This is a genomic window from Streptomyces sp. HUAS YS2 (genome assembly GCF_033343995.1).
GTDB classification, from domain to species: Bacteria; Actinomycetota; Actinomycetes; order Streptomycetales; family Streptomycetaceae; genus Streptomyces; species Streptomyces solicathayae.
This window is the reverse complement of record NZ_CP137573.1, coordinates 5,542,165-5,562,471: the sequence shown is the minus strand read 5'-3', so window position 1 is coordinate 5,562,471 and position 20,307 is coordinate 5,542,165. Positions and strand designations below refer to the sequence as shown.

The 20,307-nt window shown below is 70.4% G+C and carries 19 protein-coding genes; 6 read left to right on the top strand and 13 right to left on the bottom strand.

Annotated elements, in window-relative coordinates; genetic code table 11:
• The first annotated feature begins 18 nt into the window (after window positions 1-18).
• Both R2D22_RS25675 and R2D22_RS25670 read left to right on the top strand, forming a co-directional pair.
• Complete coding sequence (locus tag R2D22_RS25675; protein ID WP_411977076.1) at window positions 19-1,386, top strand: hypothetical protein; 1,368 nt, start codon at window positions 19-21, stop codon at window positions 1,384-1,386.
• Between the two features lie 106 nt (window positions 1,387-1,492).
• Entirely contained in the window at window positions 1,493-1,711 is a 219-nt protein-coding gene (locus tag R2D22_RS25670) for an FmdB family zinc ribbon protein (protein ID WP_318107033.1), read from the top strand.
• 40 nt (window positions 1,712-1,751) lie between these two features.
• On the opposite strand, the gene R2D22_RS25665 is transcribed toward R2D22_RS25670, so the two are convergent.
• Both R2D22_RS25665 and R2D22_RS25660 read right to left on the bottom strand, forming a co-directional pair.
• On the bottom strand, window positions 1,752-2,408 hold the full coding sequence (locus R2D22_RS25665) for a response regulator transcription factor (RefSeq protein ID WP_318107032.1): 657 nt from the start codon (window positions 2,406-2,408) through the stop codon (window positions 1,752-1,754).
• On the bottom strand, window positions 2,399-3,556 hold the full coding sequence (locus tag R2D22_RS25660) for a sensor histidine kinase (RefSeq protein ID WP_318107031.1): 1,158 nt from the start codon (window positions 3,554-3,556) through the stop codon (window positions 2,399-2,401). The genes R2D22_RS25665 and R2D22_RS25660 overlap by 10 nt, the downstream gene beginning before the upstream one ends.
• Before the next feature lie 108 nt (window positions 3,557-3,664).
• On the opposite strand from R2D22_RS25660, the gene R2D22_RS25655 reads away from it, so the two are divergent.
• Window positions 3,665-4,291 (top strand): DedA family protein, encoded by a 627-nt coding sequence (locus R2D22_RS25655; RefSeq protein WP_318107030.1) that lies wholly within the window; start codon window positions 3,665-3,667, stop codon window positions 4,289-4,291.
• On the opposite strand, the gene R2D22_RS25650 is transcribed toward R2D22_RS25655, so the two are convergent.
• Genes R2D22_RS25650 through R2D22_RS25640 form a run of 3 tightly spaced genes read right to left on the bottom strand, consistent with a single transcriptional unit; the run spans window position 4,254 to window position 8,749 of the window.
• Entirely contained in the window at window positions 4,254-5,132 is an 879-nt protein-coding gene (locus tag R2D22_RS25650; protein ID WP_318107029.1) for an HAD family hydrolase, read from the bottom strand. The two genes, R2D22_RS25655 and R2D22_RS25650, sit on opposite strands and share 38 nt — an antisense overlap.
• Window positions 5,129-7,561, bottom strand: a complete 2,433-nt coding sequence (locus tag R2D22_RS25645) for a phosphoribosyltransferase (RefSeq protein ID WP_318107028.1) — start codon at window positions 7,559-7,561, stop codon at window positions 5,129-5,131. Before R2D22_RS25645 ends, R2D22_RS25650 begins: the two co-directional genes overlap by 4 nt.
• A 12-nt stretch (window positions 7,562-7,573) precedes the next feature.
• Window positions 7,574-8,749: an HpcH/HpaI aldolase/citrate lyase family protein gene (locus tag R2D22_RS25640; protein WP_318107027.1), complete on the bottom strand. Its 1,176-nt coding sequence runs from the start codon at window positions 8,747-8,749 to the stop codon at window positions 7,574-7,576.
• Between the two features lie 190 nt (window positions 8,750-8,939).
• Between R2D22_RS25640 and R2D22_RS25635 the strand changes: the two genes are divergently transcribed.
• On the top strand, window positions 8,940-9,719 hold the full coding sequence (locus R2D22_RS25635; protein ID WP_318107026.1) for a TerD family protein: 780 nt from the start codon (window positions 8,940-8,942) through the stop codon (window positions 9,717-9,719).
• 39 nt (window positions 9,720-9,758) lie between these two features.
• Here the strand turns inward: R2D22_RS25635 and R2D22_RS25630 are convergent, their stop codons facing one another.
• The 6 genes from R2D22_RS25630 to R2D22_RS25605 form a co-directional block, all read right to left on the bottom strand.
• Window positions 9,759-10,496 (bottom strand): TerD family protein, encoded by a 738-nt coding sequence (locus tag R2D22_RS25630; protein WP_318107025.1) that lies wholly within the window; start codon window positions 10,494-10,496, stop codon window positions 9,759-9,761.
• Window positions 10,497-10,613: 117 nt separating this feature from the next.
• Window positions 10,614-11,762 carry a DUF475 domain-containing protein gene (locus R2D22_RS25625; RefSeq protein ID WP_318107024.1) on the bottom strand — a complete coding sequence of 383 codons (1,149 nt, stop codon included), beginning with the start codon at window positions 11,760-11,762 and terminating at the stop codon, window positions 10,614-10,616.
• 30 nt (window positions 11,763-11,792) lie between these two features.
• The gene (locus R2D22_RS25620; protein ID WP_318107023.1) at window positions 11,793-12,368 is read right to left on the bottom strand and encodes a TerD family protein; all 576 of its coding nucleotides are present in this window, start codon (window positions 12,366-12,368) and stop codon (window positions 11,793-11,795) included.
• 92 nt (window positions 12,369-12,460) lie between these two features.
• Window positions 12,461-13,036, bottom strand: a complete 576-nt coding sequence (locus R2D22_RS25615; RefSeq protein WP_318107022.1) for a TerD family protein — start codon at window positions 13,034-13,036, stop codon at window positions 12,461-12,463.
• A gap of 129 nt (window positions 13,037-13,165) precedes the next feature.
• Entirely contained in the window at window positions 13,166-13,624 is a 459-nt protein-coding gene (locus R2D22_RS25610; protein WP_318107021.1) for a peroxiredoxin, read from the bottom strand.
• Window positions 13,625-13,727: 103 nt separating this feature from the next.
• Complete coding sequence (locus R2D22_RS25605; RefSeq protein WP_318107020.1) at window positions 13,728-14,150, bottom strand: DUF3052 domain-containing protein; 423 nt, start codon at window positions 14,148-14,150, stop codon at window positions 13,728-13,730.
• 418 nt (window positions 14,151-14,568) lie between these two features.
• Here R2D22_RS25605 and aceE point away from each other — a divergent pair, with 418 nt between their 5' ends.
• Window positions 14,569-17,301: a pyruvate dehydrogenase (acetyl-transferring), homodimeric type gene (aceE, locus tag R2D22_RS25600; RefSeq protein WP_318107019.1), complete on the top strand. Its 2,733-nt coding sequence runs from the start codon at window positions 14,569-14,571 to the stop codon at window positions 17,299-17,301.
• 46 nt (window positions 17,302-17,347) lie between these two features.
• Window positions 17,348-18,142 (top strand): potassium channel family protein, encoded by a 795-nt coding sequence (locus R2D22_RS25595; protein ID WP_318107018.1) that lies wholly within the window; start codon window positions 17,348-17,350, stop codon window positions 18,140-18,142.
• On the opposite strand, the gene R2D22_RS25590 is transcribed toward R2D22_RS25595, so the two are convergent.
• Both R2D22_RS25590 and R2D22_RS25585 read right to left on the bottom strand, forming a co-directional pair.
• Entirely contained in the window at window positions 18,123-18,518 is a 396-nt protein-coding gene (locus tag R2D22_RS25590; protein WP_318109977.1) for a peptidase inhibitor family I36 protein, read from the bottom strand. The two genes, R2D22_RS25595 and R2D22_RS25590, sit on opposite strands and share 20 nt — an antisense overlap.
• Window positions 18,519-18,670: 152 nt before the next feature.
• Window positions 18,671-20,287 (bottom strand): MFS transporter, encoded by a 1,617-nt coding sequence (locus R2D22_RS25585; RefSeq protein ID WP_318107017.1) that lies wholly within the window; start codon window positions 20,285-20,287, stop codon window positions 18,671-18,673.
• Between the last annotated feature and the right edge of the window lie 20 nt (window positions 20,288-20,307).

The window sequence follows — 20,307 nt, the reverse complement described above, 5'->3', positions numbered from 1 at the left end:
ACGGCACGGGAGAGGGATGTGGCGGCGACCCATGCGAGGGGCAGTGCGGCAGGTGCCGTGCTGGGGCTGATGATCGGGGCGCCGTTGCTCGCCGTCGCGATGCTGCCCGCCGCGTTCGCCGGAAGCGGCGGTACGTCGCGGCGCTGGTTCGGCGGGCGTGCCGAGAGTCAGCGGGCCGAGGCGCAGGCCGCGAAGGACGCGGCGGCCGCCGCGTTCTACGAGCTCGACACCGCGCAGCGCGGGCTGCGGCTCTCGATCGAGACGATCACCGCCGTGGACAGCTCGCCGGGCGCCCGCCGGGCCGTGGACGACTTCGCGGCGCTGGGGCGGCGGATCGACGACGTCAGCCACGCGTACATCACGGCCGTGGACGCGCACGACCTGGACCGGGACGACCTCGATGCCTCGGTCGCCGCCCGCGCGCGGGCGGAGCTGACCCGGGCCAAGGACGAGCTGGTACGGGTGAAGGGTGAGCTCGACCGGTTCGAGCAGGGCATCGGGCCGCTGCTGGACAAGGCCGAGACGCAGCTCGCCCGCCTCGCCCCGGCCGTCGAGCGGGCGCGACAGGCGCTCCGCGACGCGAGCACCGCTCTCGACACGGTGCGCCAGTCCGGAATGAGAGCGGACGATCTCGCCACCCGCCTCGCCCAGCTCGGCCCCGAGCTCACCAGACTCAACGAGGGCGCGGGCCGGCACGGCGTCCCCGAGACGCTCAAGCGCGCCGACCGCGTCCTGCGCGACGCCGAGGCCGTACGCGCCGAGGCCCAGCGGCTCCCCGAGCGCGCCGCCGAGATCGACAAGCGCCTGGTCTCCCTCCGCACCCGCGCCCAGGCGCTGACCACCCGGGCCGACGGTGTCGAGCCCGTCCTCAGCGAGCTCCGCCGCCGTTTCGTCGCCGCCTGCTGGCAGGACCTCCAGCACGTGCCCGAGCAGGCCGCCGATCACGTCCGGCAGGCCGAGGAGAAGCTCCGCGAGGCCGGCAAGGCGCGTGACGAGCAGCGCTGGCCGGACGCCACCAGTCTCCTCGCCACCGTCCGCGCCCTGCTCAACACGACCGACGAGGCCGTGTCGGCGGCCGGTGACCGGCTTCGTCGGCTCGACGCCGTCGCCAAGGACCCCCGGCAGGAGATCGACCGGACCCGGTTCACCGTCCGCGACGCGCAACGGCTCGCCATGGACGGCCGCCACACACCCGACCCGCGCCACGCCCGTCCGCTCGACGACGCCGTCGCCCGGCTCGATCGCGCCGTCGCGGGCCTGGAGGGCCGCCACCCCGACTACTGGCACTTCCTCAACGAGATGGAGGCCGTCCGCGCCACCGCCGGCCATGTCGTCGAGCTCATCCGCGAGCAACGCGGCAGCGGCAGCCGTACGGGCCGGTCGTGATGGCCCGTACTCCGGTGAGGGCGCGGCGCTCCCCGTCCGGAGTCCCGCACCCTCACCTTCGATGATGGCGCGGAACATGCGCGGCTGGGCCGCTAGCCTGGTCGGCATGCCTCGTTACGAATACCGCTGCCGGACCTGCGACGACACCTTCGAGCTGAGCCGTCCGATGGCCGAGTCCGGTGACCCCGCCGACTGCCCCGCCGGGCACGCCGACACCGTCAAGCTGCTCTCCGCCGTCGCGGTCGGTGGCACGGCGAAGGGCGGGCCCGCGCCCGCCCCCGCGGGCGGTGGCGGCGGGTGCTGCGGCGGAGGCGGCTGCGGCTGACGGCACGGCCGCCCCTGCCCCACGGCCGTGGTTCCGGCGGTCAGCTGCCCAGGTAGCGCAGGACCGCCAGCACCCGTCTGCTGTAGCCCTCCGTCGTCCCGGTCAGTTCGAGCTTGTCGAAGATCGCGTTGATGTGTTTCTCCACCGCGCTCTGCGAGACGTGCAGCCGGGTCGCGATCGACGCGTTCGTGTGGCCCTGGGCCATGGCCGCCAGCACGTCCCGCTCGCGGGGCGTGAGGCGGGCCAGCGGGTCGGCGTGGGTGGAGCGCGCCAGCAGCCGGCGCACGACCTCCGGGTCGAAGGCTGTCCGTCCCTCCCCCACCCGCTCCAGCGCGTCGAGGAACTCGTCGACCTGAGCCACCCGGTCCTTCAGCAGATAGCCGACCGCTCCCGAGTCCGCCGCCTCGCCGGTCAGCAGCTCGGTGGCGTATCTCTTCTCCACGTACTGCGAGAGGACCAGGACGCCCACCGACGGCCAGCGCCGGCGGATCTCCAGGGCCGCCCGCAGGCCCTCGTCCGTGTGCGTCGGCGGCATCCGGACGTCCGCGACGACCACGTCCGGCGGCTCGGCCTGCACCGCCGCCACCAGCTCGACTGCCGTGCCGACGGCGGCCCGCACCTCGTGCCCCTCTTCGACGAGGAGGCGTACGAGCCCCTCCCGCAGCAGCGTCGAGTCCTCGGCCAGCATCACGCGCACGGCAGTCCCGCCCGTACCACCGTCGGCCCGCCGGCCGGACTGTCCACGGCGAAGACGCCGTCCAGTGCGGCGACCCGGCTGGCCAGACCGGTCAGCCCGCCGCCGAACGGGTCGGCCCCGCCGCCTCCGTCGTCCCGTACCCGCACGATCAGGTCTCCTCTCTCGTCTTCGGTGATCCGCACGTCGATCCTGGTCGCCCCCGCGTGCTTCACCACGTTGGTGACGCACTCGGAGACGATGAAGTACGCCACCGTCTCCACCTGCTTGTGCAGCGGGCGCCCGACCTCGTAGGTCAACCGGACGGGCAGCGGGCTGCGTTCGGCGACGGACTCCAGTGCCGCCTTCAGCCCCGCCTCGTCGAGTACGGCCGGGTGGACCCGCCAGGCGACCTCGCGCAGTTCGGCCAGCGCCCGCCGGCTCTCCTCGTGGGCCTGGAGCAGGAGTTCCGCGGCGCGCTGGGGCTCCCGGCTGCGGCGTGCCCGGCCCAGCAGCATGCCCAGCGCCACGAGCCGCTGCTGGACGCCGTCGTGCAGGTCCCGCTCGATCCTTCGGCGTTCGTCGTGGATGGCGTCCACGACATCGGAGCGGCTGGTGGCGAGCTGCTCGATGCGGCGCTCCAGCTCGTCCTGCTGGTCGCCGACGAAGCGCACCGCCAGGTGCTCCTCGAGGGTGGCGACTCCGAATATCCCCTGGAGTCCGAGGAAGAGGAGGAACAGCCCGCCGAACCCGCTCAGCATCACGAGCCAGGGGTGCTCGATGTCGGTGACCATCCAGCCGACGAGGGCGAAGACGGTGAGTCCCACGCCGTACATCCCGACGAAGAGGACGGTCATGCCGAGCAGCCCGAGCGGCCAGCGCAGGGCGAGATAGCGTATGGACTGCGCGTCCGTGTCCTCGTGTATGTCTTGATAGCCGGACGGCAGCCGCACGTCGTGGAAGTGTTCGAGGCGGCCGGCCTCGAAGCGGACGAGCCACCGGCCCACCGCTGTCACCCGGCGCAGGACCGCGCGCCGGCCGCGCGGCCAGACGAGGACCGGCAGCAGCACCACGCCCGTGAGCAGGGCGCAGACCAGCTCGATGAGCGCGCTGCCGGCCCCGATGACCAGCCCGAGCGCGTAGCGAGCGCATTTCACAGCCAGGCGTTTCATGATCGACCACGCTAGTCGCGGCGGCCGGACGGCGTACTGCGGAAAACCTCAGAAACCTCTGCGGTCGACCGCAGTCCGCCAGCGAGCCCGGAAATCCAGCATGGAGCCATGGAGAAATGGATCAACAGCCTCATGGACTCGCTCGGCGCTCCCGGCGCCGGGATCGCCGTCGCGCTGGAGAATCTCTTTCCGCCGATACCGAGCGAAGTCATCCTGCCGATGGCCGGCTTCGCGGCGGCCACGGGCCGGATCGGGCTGCTCGCGGCGCTGTTGTGGACGACGGCGGGTTCGGTCGTGGGCGCGCTCGCGCTGTACGGCGTGGGCGCGCTGCTCGGCCGGGAACGGACGCTCGCGATCGCGGCCCGGCTGCCGCTGGTGAAGGTGAGTGATGTCGAACGCACGGAGGCGTGGTTCGTCCGGCACGGCGCGAAGGCCGTGTTCTTCGGGAGAATGGTGCCGATCTTCCGCAGCCTGATATCCGTGCCCGCGGGGGTGGAGCGGATGCCGTTGCCGGCGTTCCTCGCACTGACGACGCTGGGCAGCGCGATATGGAACACCGCCTTCGTGCTCGCCGGTTACGCGTTGGGCGACAACTGGGAGCAGGTCACCGGCTTTGTGTCGGTGTACTCGAAGGCGGTGCTCGGGACGGCGGTGGTTGCGGTGCTGTGCTTCGTCGGGATACGCCTGGGCGGCTTGCTCAGGCCGGGTCAGGGAGCGCGTCGGCAGCGCCGTTGAGCGGGCCGGGCACGGTGGCGCGGTGGATCTGTGCCGCGGCGCCGAACCGGCGGAGGATCTCCTCCCCTGCCGCGACCCCGCGGTGGGCGAGCGCGTCGAGGTGGGGCGCCGTCCAGTCGCCGTCGGCGAGTTCGCCGTGGCCGGGCCGCCAGGCACAGTCGGCGGCGAGGAGCAGGTCGGCGTCGAGGAGCGAGTCGCCGGCGGCCAGGGTGAGCGTGGCGCCGGTGCGGCGGGCGACCTCCCGCATCGCGGCGCTCTTGGTGAGCGGCTTGGGGACGGCGTAGACCTTGCGGCCCTGGAGGGAGACGGTCCAGCCGCGTTCGCCGGCCCAGGCGGTGAACTCTCCGAGCCACTCCTCGGGCATCAGCTCGCGCTCGACGACCAGGTAGGCGAAGAGGTCCTCCGCGACGCGGTGCTTGCGCACCCAGGCGGGGTCGGTGGTGGCGGTGAAGCGGGCGCGGATCTCGGCGAGCGGGGCGCACTCGGCGGAGAGGTTCTGGAGGACGGAGGCGTGCCAGTCGTGGTCGGTGAGGCCGTCGACGAGGAGGTGACCGCCGTTGGCACAGATCGCGTAACGGGGGGTGGGGACGGGGAGGCGGATGCGCTGGTACTGCTTGCGGGTGCGGGTCGTCGTGGGGACGAAGACGGTGTCGGCGGCGAGCTGTTCGAGGAGCCCGGCGGCGGTCTCGGTCATGTACGACAGGGGCCTGCTCTCGTGGACCTCGACGCAGAGCAGACGGGGCGCGTGCGCGTCAGGCATGCCGAGTGCGAGCGCGGCGGACGAGTAGATGAGGGTGCGGTCGAGGTCGCTGGCGACGAGGACGGTGCCGGAGGCGGTCACTGGTTCACCACCGCCTTGCCGTCGGCGCCTGTCGCACCCCTGGTGAACTGGGGGTGGATCAGGCCGACGCAGGTATAGGGGAGTTCGTCCACCTCTTCGACGGGGACCCCACGCTGTTCGGCGAGCAGGCGGACGTGGTCGAGGTCGGCGCCGGCGCCTCGCTGGGCGAGGATCTTCCAGGGGACGCGGCGCAGCAGGACGCGGGTGGTCTCGCCGACGCCCGGCTTGACGAGGTTGACGTCGTGGATGCCGTACTCCTCGCTGATCCGCTCGACGGCGGCCCAGCCCTCCCAGGTCGGGGTGCGGTCGGCGGCGAGGAGTTCCTTGGCCTCGGCGTCGACGGCGTCGACGACCTCGTCGAAGCGGGCGGCGACGGCGTCGAGGAAGTCGTTGGAGACGTCGGCGCCGGAGAGTTCGCGGTAGTACTTGCCGCCGTGGAAGTCGTCGGGGCCGACGAGGTCGGCGCGGAGCACGGTCCGCGATATCAGGCCGGAGACGGTGGAGTTGAGGCAGGCGGAGGGGATGAGGAAGTCCTCGCGGGTGCCGTAGGTGCGGACGCAGGAGCCGGGGTCGGCGAGGACGGCGATCTCGGGGTCGAAGCCGTCGAAGTCCTTGAGAGCCTCGGCGAGTTCACGGGTGATGGCGCCCTTGCCGGTCCAGCCGTCGACGAAGACGACGTCGGCGGGGTCGTGGTGGGCGGCGAGCCAGCGCAGGGCGTTGGCGTCGATGCCCCGGCCGCGGACGATGGAGACGGCGTAGTGCGGCAGGTCGAGGCCGTGCCGGTACTGGGCCCAGCGGCGCATCAGGACGCCGACGGGGGTGCCGGCGCGGGCGAGGGAGACAAGTACGGGCCGGCCGGACCGCTCGGCGAGGACGGTCTCGGTGACGGTGCCGACGGCGCGGGCGATGCGCGTGGCGGAGGTGTCCAGGGCGGCGTGGAAGAGCTGCTGGTACTGCTCGCTCGGCTGGTACTCGACCGGCAGGGACTCGGCGTAGTGGGCGCCACCGCTCTGGATGGCCTCCTCGCGCTCCTCGGTCGGGGCCTCCAGTTCGACCTCGGAGAGGTCCTGCAGCAGCCAGCCGACCTCCTCGGGGGCGTACGAGGAGAAGGCGGGACCGCGCAGCGGCTCGGGCAGCATCGAGGCACCTCGGGGGGTGTGGGAAGGGACGACGGCGAGCACGACGTGCGGAATGTACGCAGCCAGCCGGGCGAGCAGCCCGTCGGGGGCGTGGAGTTCCGGCGTGTCGGCGGTGGAGTCGACGACGGCGACGACGGCGTCGAAGCCGGCACCCGCGACGTTGTAGGCGTAGCGGTCGCCGGGGCCGTCGGCGGGGGTGTCGTGGGCGGGGAAGACGAGTCGGGTGCGGATCGCGTACCCGGGGTCGTCGACGGCGAGTACGGGCGAACGGGTGGTGGTCGAGTACGAGACGTCGGCCCCGGTCTCCTCCAGCGCGTGGGCGAGGCGGAGCGGGGCGTACATCAGCTCCTCGTTGCCGAGGAAGAGGACGCGGGGCGGGCGGTCGTCGCCGGGGGCGGCCGTCGGCAGCGTGGCGGCGAGGCGGGCCGTCATGTCCGGGAGGGCCGTCTCCAGGAGGGCCCGGTGGGCGGGGGTGAAGCCGTGCCGGCCGCCGTCGGGGACGCCGGCGGGCCAGGCCAGGTCGACGCGCACGGGCGCGGCAGCAGTGGCCGTGTCCTCGGCGCGCGGCGTCGGGACGGCCGGTGTCTCGTGGGCCGCGACGAGTTCCTGGCCCTTGGCGAGGACGCCGTCCGGGAGGCGGACGGTGCCGCGGGCGCCGGTGACCAGGTCGATCCGGGCACCGATCTCCGCGCCGAAGGCCTCCAGCCGGCCGAGGTCGTCGGACGAGCGCATGTCGACCAGGGCCACGACGACGTAGCGGTCGCGCGGGTAGCGGCCGTGCAGGTCGCGGATGGTGTTCAGGACGGTGTTGCCGGTGGAGAACTCGTCGTCGACGAGGACCAGCGGGCCGTGGCCGGCCAGCAGCTTGGGGTCCTCGGGGAGCAGCAGGTGGGAGGTGGCGTGGGAGTGGGACTCCTCGAAGCCGCCGGCGGGGGCCACGCCGGCGACGGGGCGGCGGGTCGAGTGCAGGTACGGGACGTGGCCGAGGCCGTCGGCGACGGAGTGACCGAGGCCGGTGGCGGTCTCCGCGTAGCCGACGACGACCGCGTCCGCCGCGGCCGGGCCGAGCAGCTCCCCGGCCCGTACGCCGAGGGCGCGCCCGTGCCCGTAGACGATCGAGGGACGCTGCGGCACGTGCTTGCCGAGCACGTTCGACACGAGCAGGTGCGCCCGCTTCGGGTTGCGCCGCAGGGCGAGACCGAGGAGGTCCCGCAGATCACCGTCTCCGACCAGTTCGACGCCCAGTCGCTCGGCGACCCACGTTCCCGTCCAGACCACGTCCTCGTTCACCGTTCCCCTTCGTCAGCCGGCGAGGCCGGCGGTGAGCAGCTCCACGAAGCCGACGTCCTCCCGGGCGACGCCGAAGGCCTCGGCGCGCAGCAGGGTCCGCTCGGCCCACGCGCGGTGGGGCTTCACTTCATTCATTTTGTTCGTATATGCGGAGCGCAGCACTCCGCCGCCGCCCCGTTCGGGCCGCAGGATGTCCTGGGCGTCGCTGAACTCCTCGTGACTGACCACGGAGAGTGCGTGCACCGGCACCACGTGCGAGGGGTGGATGCAGGTCTTGCCGAGCAGTCCGTTGGCCCGGTCGAGCTCGATCTCGCGGAGCAGTCCGTCGAGGTCGTGCTCGATGAGCGCGGTGCGAAGTTCCTCCGCCCGCCCCTCCAGGAAGGGGCTGCGCCGCAGCTGCGGTTTGAACATGCGCTCCTGGACGCGGAAGTACTCCCAGACGGGCCCGGTGATGGTGAATCCGGTGCCGTCGGAGCGGCCGAGCACGTTCACCACGTCGGCGATGACATGGGCGACGAGCTGGACGTCGTACGCGGTCATGTCTGGCGAGCGGCGCAGCCCGTAGGCGGAACAGAAGTCGGTGACGCCGAGGCGCAGGGCGAGGACCCGGTCGCGGTACTTGTCGACGATCCGGGCGATGCCGGCGAGGGTCTCGGCGCGGGTCTCCAGGTGGAGCAGTTGCGGGGACTCCAGCACGGGCATGGCGAAAAGTCGCCGTCCGCTCGCGTTCTCCGCGAGGGTGAGGGCCTCCAGGAAGCCCGCGCCGCGCTCCTCGGTGAACTTCGGCAGAACGAATCCGGACAGCAGCCGGACGGTCTCGCCGAGCCGGCTCACCAGGTCGGGAATCTGGCGGGGTTCACGGACCCGGATGAAGAGCAGGGGCGTTTCCACGCCGTCGGACGCCTCGTGGGCGGCGAGATCGGCGAACTGGCGGACGAGGTTGGCCTCGGCGGCCTCCACGTCGTGGTCGTCGATCGAATCCTCCAGGCAGAGCACCATGGAGACGACACCGCGCGCGGCCTGTTTGCGCACGTCGTCGGCGAGTTTGGGGCGGGTCGCCGGGCTGTAGAGCGTGGCGCCCAGGGCCGCGGCGAGCGTGCGCGCGGGAGAGTCGGCCGTGAACTCGGCCGGCTCCTGGTGGAACAGCCCAGCCCGTGACGCGGGCGGGATGTGCCCGAAATGACGCATGTAGATCCCCCGACTGGCTTCCAAGGCCGTGACGACATGTGGCCGGTAATAGTACGTAGGTACGGGTGTCCAGAGTTCCCCGTGTGCATGAAATCCAGGTAACTCGTCCGTATCCCTCCCCTCCCGTGTGCGTACTTCGCACGGCGTGTACCGGCCCCCGCGTTGTCCGCGGGGCTGCCGGGGAGGCAGGATGACGACCATGACGCACGCGATGCAGAAGGGCTCCAACGTCCCCCTCGACACCGCGGCCGTACGGGCCGTGCTCCGCTGGACCCCGGGCCCCGGGGTCCCCGACGTGGACGCCTCGGCCCTGCTGCTCGGCTCCGACGGGCGCGTGCGTTCGGACGAGGACTTCGTCTTCTACAACCAGCCGCGCCATCCCTCGGGCCTGGTGCGGCGGCTGTCGAAGAAGCGGGAGGCGGACGGCCTGACCGACACGGTCGAGGCCGATCTGGGCGCGCTCGACCCGTCGGTGGACCAGGTGGTGATCGCGGCGTCCTCGGACGGCGGGACCTTCCGGAACGTGAGCGATCTGCGGATCCTGCTGTACGACGCGGGCGCCGCCGGCCGGGAGCCGCTGGCGCTGTTCGACGTGAAGGCGGAGACCGGCGAGGAGACGGCGGTCATCTGCGGCGAGCTGTACCGCCGCGGCGAGGGCTGGAAGTTCCGTGCGGTGGGTCAGGGCTACCCGACGGGCCTGGTCGGTCTCGCGACCGCGTTCGGCATCTCGGTGGACGAGGCGGCCGAGGAGCCGGCCGTGAACGGCACTCCGGTCCCCTCCGGTCCGGCCCCCTCCGGTCCGGACGCCGACGCGACGGTGGTGCACACCCCGATCCCGCCGCAGCCCGCCGTTCCGCCGGCCCCGATGCCCGCCTACGGCTATCCGCAGCCCGTCACGGCGTCCGCGCCGCCCGGCCCCGCGCCGGAGTTCCGGCTGCCGCCGATGGGCCCCCAGTTCGTCCGCCCGTAGGGGGACGACCGCCGCTAAGACCGGCTCCGCCGCCACGCGTCAGGCCTTCGTCTTGAAACCGCGGCCCCACTGGAGACCCCAGCCGTAGAGCCGGTCCAGTTCGGCCTGGAACCCGTAGACGAACTTGACCTCCCGGCGGACCGTGAGTTCGTCCTTGACGTTCTCCACGCTGAACACGGCGCACGAGCGGGCCTGCGGGGCGCGCTCGTCCAGTTCGATCTCGATCCGGGGGCCGTTGCTCGGGTAGAGCGTCATCTTGGCGTGGGTGCGATCGAAGGCGGGCGTCTGGTCGTAGATGTAGACGAAGAACAGCAGCCGCTTGATCTTGTCCCGGTGGTCGAGGTTGACGTAGATCGTCTCGCCGGAGGGCGAGCCGAACCGGTCGTCGCCGCTGAGCTTCACGTACGGCGGCGCGTTCACGTCGCCGAAGTAGCTGCCGAGCGGCTGCACGACGCCCTTGCTGCCGTCGGTGAGCTCGTAGAGGCAGCCGATGTCCAGGTCGACGTTGACGACGCCCTGGGTGTGCCCCTGGACGACCTCGGGCTTGAAGAGCTTGGACGGGTTCCGCAGCAGCCGGCCGCTCTGCTTGGAGCGGCCCTCGATGTCCGAGGTGCGCATCCGCCAGGAGAGGTTGACCCGCAGGTTGCCGGTGGCGGCGCCCTGTTTGGTCAGGGAGACCGACGGACGCCGCTTGGTCAGCTCGATGGCGTTGCTCGCCGCGCTGCCTGAGTCGAACTGGGCGTCCCTGCCCCGCCACAGACTGTCCCAGAAGGCCATGCCTCCCCCACCCCCACCTGTCCCGCCGTGCCGCTGTCCACGTGTCCTGACATGAGCCGCGGGGCGGCCGGGTGAACCGGCCGCCCCGCAGAGAAGCGTTCCTCATACTCCGGGGTGTCACACCCCCGACGACACCTCGGTCTTGTCGCCCGGGGCGTCAGCGTTTCCCTCGGCATCCGCGAGCCGCTTGTTGCGGCGCACCGAGGACCAGAAGGACCAGGCGATCAGCGCGACACCGATGAGGCCGGTGACGACCTCGGGGATCTGGTACTGGATCGTCACCATGAGGAGGACGGCCAGCGCGCCGATGGCGTAGTGGGCGCCGTGCTCCAGGTAGACGTAGTCGTCCAGGGTGCCCTGGCGGACCAGGTAGACCGTGAGCGAACGGACGTACATGGCGCCGACGCCGAGGCCGAGCGCCATCAGGACGATGTCGTTGGTGATGGCGAAGGCGCCGATGACACCGTCGAAGGAGAACGACGCGTCCAGGACCTCAAGGTAGAGGAACATGAAGAAGGCGGCCTTGCCGGCCAGCTGGACGACCGTCACCTGCTTGCCGCTGCGCACGGCCTCTTCCTCGGCCTCGTGCTCGCGCTCCTCCTCCTCTTCGAGCTTGTTCTCGAAGTAGCCGGAGAGACCGCCGACGATGAGGTACGTGATCAGACCGGCGATGCCGGAGATGAGCACCGTCTGGGCCTTGTCGGCGTGCGCGCCACCGTGCTGGTGGGCGTTGGTCGCGAACGTCATGGCGCTGACCAGGAGGACGATCAGGGCGATGCAGACCGACAGCATGTCGACCTTGCCGAGCTTGGCCAGCGGCCGCTCGATCCAGCGCAGCCACTGGATGTCGCGCTCCTCGAAGATGAAGTCGAGGAAGATCATCAGCAGGAACATGCCACCGAAGGCCGCGATCGACGGATGCGCGTCGGTCACGAGTTCCTGGTAGCGATCGGCATCGTTGAACGCGAGATCGACGGCCTCGATGGGGCCGATCTTGGCGCTGATGGCGACGATCACGACGGGGAAGACCAGTCGCATGCCGAAGACGGCGATGAGCACACCGATGGTGAGGAAGATCTTCTGCCAGAAGGCATTCATCTTCTTCAGGATTCCGGCGTTGACCACCGCATTGTCGAAGGACAGCGAGATCTCGAGGACGCACAGGATCGCGACGATCCCGAACGCTTCCCACCCCCCGTAGAGCACCGCTGCGACCAGACCGAGCGCCGTAATGGCGAACGACCAGCCGAAGGTTTTCAGAACCACTGTCTACCCCATCGTCTTAAGTACGCGGCTTTACGAAACGTTGACCCCGAAGTCTAGAGCGATGCCCCGGAGCCCGGACGCGTACCCCTGACCTACCGCCCTGAACTTCCATTCGCCGTTGTAGCGGTAGAGCTCGCCGAAGATCATCGCGGTTTCGGTGGAGGCGTCCTCGGAGAGGTCGTAGCGCGCGAGTTCCTGACCGTCGGCCTGGTTCACCACGCGGATGAACGCATTGCTGACCTGGCCGAAAGTCTGGCCGCGGTTGTCCGCCTCGTGGATCGAGACCGGAAAGATGATCTTGTCGCAGTACGTCGGAACCCTCGTCAGGTCCACGATGAGCGACTCGTCGTCGCCGTCCCCCTCGCCGGTGAGGTTGTCACCGGTGTGCTCGACCGAGCCCTCGGGGCTCCTGAGGTTGTTGTAGAAGACGAAGTACTCGTCCCCGAGCACGCGCCCCGACTGGCACAGCAGCGCGCTGGCGTCGAGGTCGAAGTCCGCTCCGGTGGTCGAGCGTGCGTCCCAGCCGAGGCCGACGAGCACCTGGGTGAGATTGGGTGCGGCCTTGGAGAGGGAGACGTTGCCTCCCTTGGCGAGCGTGACGCCCATGACGATGGTTCCTCCCCGGTCAGGTGTTTCTCCTACAGGCACGTCCGGCGCCGCACGGAACGTGCGGCGCCGGACGGTGTCGGGTGCGCGACTCAGACGTTGACGCCGAAGTCCGCCGCGATACCGCGCAGACCCGAGGCATACCCCTGTCCGACGGCGCGGAACTTCCACTCGTCGCCGTTGCGGTACAGCTCGCCGAAGACCATGGCGGTCTCGGTCGAGGCGTCCTCGGAGAGGTCGTACCGGGCGATCTCGGCGCCGCCGGCCTGGTTCACGACGCGGATGAACGCGTTGCGCACCTGGCCGAAGGACTGCTGGCGGTTCTCGGCGTCGTAGATCGACACCGGGAAGACGATCTTGGCGACGTCCTGCGGGACGCCGGCCAGGTTGACCTTGACCTGCTCGTCGTCACCCTCGCCCTCACCGGTGAGGTTGTCGCCGGTGTGCTCGACCGAGCCGTCCGCGCTCTTCAGGTTGTTGAAGAACACGAAGTCCTGGTCATTGCGGACCTTGCCCTCCGCGCTCACCAGAATGGCGCTGGCGTCCAGGTCGAAGTCCGTTCCGGTGGTGGTGCGGACGTCCCAGCCGAGACCGACGGTGACGGCGGTCAGGCCAGGGGCCTCCTTGGTCAGCGAGACGTTGCCGCCCTTGCTGAGGCTGACTCCCACGAGTCCCTCCATTGGTTTCCAGGGGCAGCGCCCCCGTCGTGCGTTGGCATCGGATCAACGATTGGATCCTAGTGAGCGGTTCCCGGCCAGGGCAGTCTTTTGCAGGGTGTCGGGCCGCGGGACGCCGGATCAGAGGGTGTCGAGCGCCTTGAGGTAGTCGTTCAGGTCGCGGGCGTCCGGCAGGGCGTTGACGACGGTCCAGCGGACGACGCCCTCCTTGTCGATGATGAACGTGCCGCGCACGGCGCAGCCCTTGTCCTCGTCGAAGACGCCGTAGGCGCGCGAAGCCTCGCCGTGCTTCCAGAAGTCGGAGAGCAGCGGGTAGTCGAGGCCCTCCTGGTCGGCGAAGACGCGCAGGGTGTGGATCGAGTCGTTGGAGACGGCGAGGAGCTGGGTGTCGTCGTTGACGAACTTCGGCAGGTTGTCGCGCAGCTCGCACAGTTCGCCCGTGCACACGCCGGTGAAGGCGAAGGGGTAGAAGAGGAGCACCACGTTCTTCTCGCCGTGGAAGTCGGAGAGCCTCACGGTGCGGCCGTGGTTGTCCTTGAGCTCGAAGTCCGGGGCCTTGGTGCCGACCTCGATCGTCATGACAGACGTTTCCCTTCACTGCGCCGAAGTGGTGAACCCCCAGCCTACGCACGGAGCCCCCGCCGAACGTATTCGGCGGGGGCTCCGGTGCAGCGTCGGGGGATCAGCGCTTCGGGGTGGCCAGGCGGGTGCCCGTCCAGTCCTTCGCGACGCTGATGCTCTTGGTCTGGGAGAGACCAGCTGTCTGCGCGGCATCGCTGATGTCGCTCGGCTCGATGTAGCCGTCGCGGCCGGTCTTCGGGGTCAGCAGCCACACGTTGCCGCCGTCCTCAAGGAGACCGATGGCGTCCACCAGGGCGTCGGTGAGATCACCGTCCTCGTCACGGAACCACAGCAGCACGACGTCCGCGACGTCGTCGTAGTCCTCGTCCACGAGTTCCTGACCGATGGTGGACTCGATGCCTTCACGGAGATCCTGATCGACGTCGTCGTCGTAGCCGATCTCCTGGACCACCTGTCCGGGCTCGAACCCCAGCCTTGCAGCCGGGTTGGTCCGCTCCTCCGCGTGGTCCGCGGTCGCGCTCACGGCTTGCCTCCTGATCGTTTTCGGGAATTGTGTTGCGGCCCGCGCGCGTGCGCACGGTGTTGGCCGTAGTCCACACGGGCTGGGCGGATCGCGCAAGTACCCGGCCACCGAGACCGCCGAAACGGTGACGTTTGGGGCCGTCTCGCCGCAACCTCCGGGAGCCGGACCGTACGCTCCGTGATCGCACCCACACCCTTCGTCCTGGTTTACAACCTTCCGCGGCTTCAGTCTGCCGAACTCACCGACGAAACGCATGCGCGGGTTGGGCGTAAGGTTGCGATTTGACCGACCGGGCGGCGCCCGGGGGGTTACCTCCCGGTAGAGATGACGTTTGGGTCCACGGGGTACACGATGGTTCCTCGACACCGCCGGCAACCGACCCGTCACCCGTGGCTCCACCGAACAGCGAAGGAACAGCGTGGCTTCCGGATCCGATCGCAACCCGATCATCATTGGCGGCCTGCCCAGCCAGGTCCCGGATTTCGATCCCGAGGAGACCCGGGAATGGCTCGACTCGCTCGACGCGGCCGTCGACGAGCGCGGCCGTGAGCGGGCCCGCTACCTGATGCTCCGCCTGATCGAGCGGGCCCGCGAGAAGCGCGTGGCCGTGCCCGAGATGCGCAGCACGGACTACGTCAACACCATCGCCACCAAGGACGAGCCGTTCTTCCCCGGCAACGAGGAGATCGAGCGCAAGGTCCTCAACGCCACCCGCTGGAACGCCGCGGTGATGGTCTCCCGCGCCCAGCGTCCGGGCATCGGGGTCGGCGGTCACATCGCCACGTTCGCCTCCTCCGCCTCGCTGTACGACGTCGGCTTCAACCACTTCTTCCGGGGCAAGGACGAGGGCGACGGCGGCGACCAGATCTTCTTCCAGGGGCACGCCTCCCCCGGGATCTACGCCCGCGCGTTCCTGCTGGACCGGCTGAACGAGACGCAGCTCGACGCGTTCCGCCAGGAGAAGTCGAAGTTCCCCAACGGCCTGTCGTCGTATCCGCACCCGCGGCTGATGCCGGGCTTCTGGGAGTTCCCGACCGTCTCCATGGGCCTCGGCCCGCTGGGCGCGATCTACCAGGCGCGGATGAACCGCTACATGGAGGCGCGCGGCATCGCCGACACCTCCAAGTCGCACGTCTGGGCGTTCCTCGGCGACGGCGAGATGGACGAGCCGGAGTCGCTCGGCCAGCTGACCATCGCGGCCCGGGAGAACCTGGACAACCTCACCTTCGTCGTCAACTGCAACCTGCAGCGGCTCGACGGTCCGGTGCGTGGCAACGGCAAGATCATCCAGGAGCTGGAGTCGGTCTTCCGCGGGGCCGGCTGGAACGTCATCAAGCTGGTCTGGGACCGCTCCTGGGACCCGCTGCTCGCGCAGGACCGCGACGGCGTGCTGGTCAACCGGATGAACACGACGCCGGACGGCCAGTACCAGACGTACGCGACGGAGACCGGCGCCTACATCCGCGACCACTTCTTCGGCGACGACCACCGGCTGCGGGCCATGGTCGAGAACATGACCGACGACCAGATCCTGCACCTGGGTCGCGGCGGTCACGACCACAAGAAGATCTTCGCGGCGTTCTCGGCGGCCAAGGCGCACAAGGGCCAGCCGACGGTGATCCTCGCCAAGACCATCAAGGGCTGGACGCTCGGCCCCAACTTCGAGGGCCGCAACGCGACCCACCAGATGAAGAAGCTGACGGTCGACGACCTCAAGGGCTTCCGCGACCGGCTGCACATCCCGATCACGGACCAGCAGCTGGAGAGCGGCCTGCCGCCGTACTACCACCCCGGCCGGAACTCGGAAGAGATCCAGTACATGCACGACCGCCGCAAGGCGCTCGGCGGGTACGTGCCCACGCGTGTGGTCCGCGCCAAGCCGCTGGTCCTGCCGGACGAGAAGACCTACGCGGCGGTGAAGAAGGGATCGGGCCAGCAGTCGATCGCCACCACGATGGCGTTCGTCCGGCTGCTCAAGGACCTGATGCGGGACAAGGAGATCGGCAAGCGGTTCGTGCTGATCGCGCCGGACGAGTACCGCACGTTCGGCATGGACTCCTTCTTCCCGAGCGCCAAGATCTACAACCCGCTGGGTCAGCAGTACGAGGCCGTGGACCGCGAGCTGCTGCTCGCGTACAAGGAGTCCCCGACCGGCCAGATGCTGCACGACGGCATCTCCGAGGCCGGCTGCACCGCCTCGCTGATCGCGGCCGGTTCGGCGTACGCCACGCACGGCGAGCCGCTGATCCCGGTGTACGTCTTCTACTCGATGTTCGGCTTCCAGCGGACCGGCGACCAGTTCTGGCAGATGGCCGACCAGCTCGCCCGCGGCTTCGTGCTGGGCGCGACCGCCGGCCGTACGACGCTGACCGGCGAGGGCCTGCAGCACGCCGACGGGCACTCGCAGCTGCTGGCTTCGACGAACCCGGGCTGTGTCGCGTACGACCCGGCCTTCGGCTTCGAGATCGCGCACATCGTCAAGGACGGCCTGCGGCGCATGTACGGCCCGGAGGCCGAGGACGTCTTCTACTACCTGACGGTCTACAACGAGCCGATCCAGCACCCGGCCGAGCCGGAGGACGTGGACGTCGACGGCATCCTCAAGGGCATCCACCTCTACAAGCGGGGCGAGTCCGGGGCGATCCCGGCGCAGATCATGGCCTCCGGCGTCGGCGTGCCGTGGGCGATCGAGGCCCAGCGGATCCTCGCCGAGGAGTGGAACGTCCGGGCGGACGTCTGGTCGGCGACCTCGTGGAACGAGCTGCGCCGCGAGGCCGTCGCGGTGGACGAGCACAACCTGCTCCACCCCGAGGAGGAGCAGCGCGTCCCGTACGTGACCCGCAAGCTCCAGGGCGCCGAGGGGCCGTTCGTGGCGGTCTCCGACTGGATGCGTTCGGTCCCGGACCAGATCTCGCGCTGGGTGCCCGGCCCGTACACCTCGCTGGGCGCGGACGGCTTCGGCTTCGCGGACACCCGCGGCGCCGCCCGCCGCTACTTCCACATCGACGCCCAGTCGATCGTCCTGGCCGTGCTCACCGAGCTGGCCAGGGCCGGCAAGGTGGACCGCTCGGCGCTGAAGCAGGCCGTGGACCGCTACCAGCTGCTCGACGTGGCCGCCGCGGACCCGGGCGCCGCGGGAGGCGACGCGTAGGAGTGCGATCGCGGGGGGCGAATGCGCCCCCCGCGCCCTGCCTACGATGCCCGGCATGAAGGAACGCTGGGAACGCCATACCCAAACGCCGCTGCTGGCCCTGGCAGTGGCGTTCGGCCTCGCGTACGCCGTGCCGATCGTGGCGCCGGACGCCGACCGCTGGGTCCACGAGCTGTGCCTGGCCGTGGAGTGGGTGGTCTGGGCCGCCTTCGCCGTCGACTACGCCGTGCGCTTCGCTCTCGCGCCCGCCAAGTGGCGGTTCGTCCGCGGCCATCCGCTGGATCTGCTGGCGGTGCTGCTGCCGCTCGTGCAGCCGCTGCGGCTGCTGCGGGTGGTGTCCACGCTCCTCCTCGTGGGCCGGCGGGCCCGGATGGCCCCGCAGGTGACGCTGACGACCTATGTCGCGGGCGCGGTCGTCGGGCTGATGATGTTCGGCTCGCTGGCCGTGCTGCACGTGGAGCGCACCGCCCCGAACGGCAACATCAAGACCCTGGGCGACGCGGTCTGGTGGTCGTTCACCACGATGACGACGGTCGGCTACGGCGACCACGCGCCGACCACCGGCCTGGGCCGGGTGCTCGCGGTGGGTCTGATGCTCTCGGGGATCGCCCTGCTCGGTGTGGTCACCGCGAACATCGCCGCCTGGTTCATCTCCCGCTTCGAACGGGACGACGCGCAGGAGCGCCGCCAGACCGCGCTCCTCGAGGCGCTGACCGTCGAAGTACGGGAACTGCGGGCCGAGGTCGCCCGGCTCCAGACGGCGCCGCCCGCCGCGCAGGCAGCGCAGGCCGCCGCGCCCGCGCCCGATCCCGTGCCTTCCCCTACCGCTCCCAGATCTTGAAGGCTCTGACCTGGTAGGGACTCTGCGGCACCCAGGTGCCCGTCCCCGGGTACGTCTCGAACTGGCCGGTCTCCGCGCACTCGGCGGACTGGTACGTCGTGACCGGCCGGCCGGTCCGGTTGGCCAGCGCCTGCGCGACGGCCCCGGCCGGCAGCGGGACGCAGCTCTCGATGTCCGTGTCGGCCAGCTCGTGCATGCTCGCCCTGCCCCGGAAGTCGGCCTTCGGCCAGAGGCACAATTGCCCGGCCCCGCAGGGCCCGAGCTTCGGCGAGGACGCCGCAGTCGAAGGCGCCGCAGTCGAAGCCGCCGCAGTCGAAGGCGCCGCACTCGTGGACGGTGCGCCCGCCAGGAGCGCCGGCAAAGCGATGAGCGCCATCGCCGCCGCCCAGGCCGTCTTCCTGCTCGTGTTCTCGTACATCTCGATACCCCCCCGTTTCGTCACTCTCCGTAACTGAAATCTTGGGGGATCTCACCGACCGTTGGGAAGGGGGGTCAAGCCCCCTTCCCCCGATCGGATGAACCGGCGCGTCAGATGTGGGCCGCGCCCGCGCCCGCCTCCGCGTTCTCGCCGCGCTTGGTCAGCGTCGCGACCAGCGCCGCGACGACCGCGACGACACCGGCGACGGTGAACGCCAGGCCCATGCCCGACATGAACGTGTCGTGGATGACCTTGCCGATCGTGGCGAGCAGGTCCGGGGTCATCCCCGGCACCTTCGCCAGCTCCGGCGGCACGACACCGAACTCCGCGGCCTGCTCCAGCTTCGGGTCCGCCGGGAACGGGATGCCCGCGTCCTTCCAGTTCTCCGCGAACACGTTGCCGACCTTGGACGACATCACCGCGCCGAGGACCGCCGTGCCGAGCGCGCCGCCGACCTGCATCGCGGCCTGCTGCAGACCGCCCGCCACACCGGACAGCTCCATCGGCGCGTTGCCGACGATGACCTCGGTGGCGCCGACCATGACCGGGGCGAGGCCCAGGCCGAGCAGCGCGAACCACAGCGACATGGCGAGTGTGCCGGTCTCCGGGGTCAGGCTGATCATGCCGAACATCGCGATCGCGGTGCAGGCCATGCCGCCGACCAGCGGGATGCGCGGCCCGAACTTGGTGATCAGCGCGCCCGCCAGCGGCGAGGAGACGATCATCATCGCGGTCAGCGGCAGCAGGTGCAGACCGCTGTCGACCGGGCTCAGACCCTTCACGCCCTGGAGGTAGAAGGTGACGAAGAACAGCCCGCCCATGAAGGCGAAGGCCATCAGGACCATCAGCACCACGCCGGCCGACAGCGGGACGGAGCGGAACATGCCCAGCGGGATGAGCGGCTCCTTGACCTTCGTCTCCCAGAGGGCGAAGAGCACGAAGAGCAGGACCGCGCCGCCCAGGCAGGCCCAGGTGTTGCCGCTGCCCCAGCCCCACTCGGAGCCGGCCTGGATGATGCCCCAGATCAGTGAGCCCATCGCGCCGGAGAGCAGCAGGATGCCGAGCACGTCGAAGGAGCGCGGCGCGTTCTCGGCGCGGTGGTCCTTGAGGATCACCAGGCCGAAGACCAGCGCGATCACGCCGACCGGCACGTTGATGAAGAAGACCGACTGCCAGCTGACGTGCTCGACCAGCAGACCGCCGACGATCGGGCCGCCCGCGGTGGAGGCGCCGATGACCATGCCCCAGATGCCGATGGCCATGTTCAGCTTCTCGGCGGGGAAGGTGGCGCGCAGCAGGCCGAGCGCGGCCGGCATCAGGAGCGCGCCGAACAGGCCCTGGAGCACGCGGAACGCGATCACGAGGCCGATCGAGTCCGAGAGGCCGATCGCGCCGGAGGCGGCCGCGAAGCCGGCGATGCCGATCAGGAAGGTCTGGCGGTGGCCGAAGCGGTCGCCGAGCTTGCCCGCGGTGATCAGCGCGACCGCGAGGGCGAGCAGGTAGCCGTTGGTGATCCACTGGACGTCGGCCATCGAGGCCTTGAGGTCCTTCTGGATGGCCGGATTGGCGATGGCGACGATCGTGCCGTCCAGCGCGACCATCATCACGCCGACGGCCACGGCGAAGAGCGTCAGCCAGGGGTGTCCGCGGAGCCCCTTGGCCTGCGCCGGTGCAGGGGCGGGATCCTGCGGCCGCGGCGCCTTGTCGAGCGTGGTCTGACTAGTCATGCCAGGAGGCTAATGTCAGC

Coding starts and splice junctions, on each gene's coding strand:
- R2D22_RS25670 (WP_318107033.1), top strand. CDS start 1,493: ATGCCTCGTTACGAATACCGCTGCCGGACCTGCGACGACACCTTCGAG.
- R2D22_RS25660 (WP_318107031.1), bottom strand. CDS start 3,556: ATGAAACGCCTGGCTGTGAAATGCGCTCGCTACGCGCTCGGGCTGGTC.
- R2D22_RS25655 (WP_318107030.1), top strand. CDS start 3,665: ATGGAGAAATGGATCAACAGCCTCATGGACTCGCTCGGCGCTCCCGGC.
- R2D22_RS25640 (WP_318107027.1), bottom strand. CDS start 8,749: ATGCGTCATTTCGGGCACATCCCGCCCGCGTCACGGGCTGGGCTGTTC.
- R2D22_RS25635 (WP_318107026.1), top strand. CDS start 8,940: ATGACGACCATGACGCACGCGATGCAGAAGGGCTCCAACGTCCCCCTC.
- R2D22_RS25630 (WP_318107025.1), bottom strand. CDS start 10,496: ATGGCCTTCTGGGACAGTCTGTGGCGGGGCAGGGACGCCCAGTTCGAC.
- R2D22_RS25620 (WP_318107023.1), bottom strand. CDS start 12,368: ATGGGCGTCACGCTCGCCAAGGGAGGCAACGTCTCCCTCTCCAAGGCC.
- R2D22_RS25610 (WP_318107021.1), bottom strand. CDS start 13,624: ATGACGATCGAGGTCGGCACCAAGGCCCCGGACTTCGAGCTCAAGGAC.
- R2D22_RS25595 (WP_318107018.1), top strand. CDS start 17,348: ATGCCCGGCATGAAGGAACGCTGGGAACGCCATACCCAAACGCCGCTG.
- R2D22_RS25590 (WP_318109977.1), bottom strand. CDS start 18,518: ATGGCGCTCATCGCTTTGCCGGCGCTCCTGGCGGGCGCACCGTCCACG.
- R2D22_RS25585 (WP_318107017.1), bottom strand. CDS start 20,287: ATGACTAGTCAGACCACGCTCGACAAGGCGCCGCGGCCGCAGGATCCC.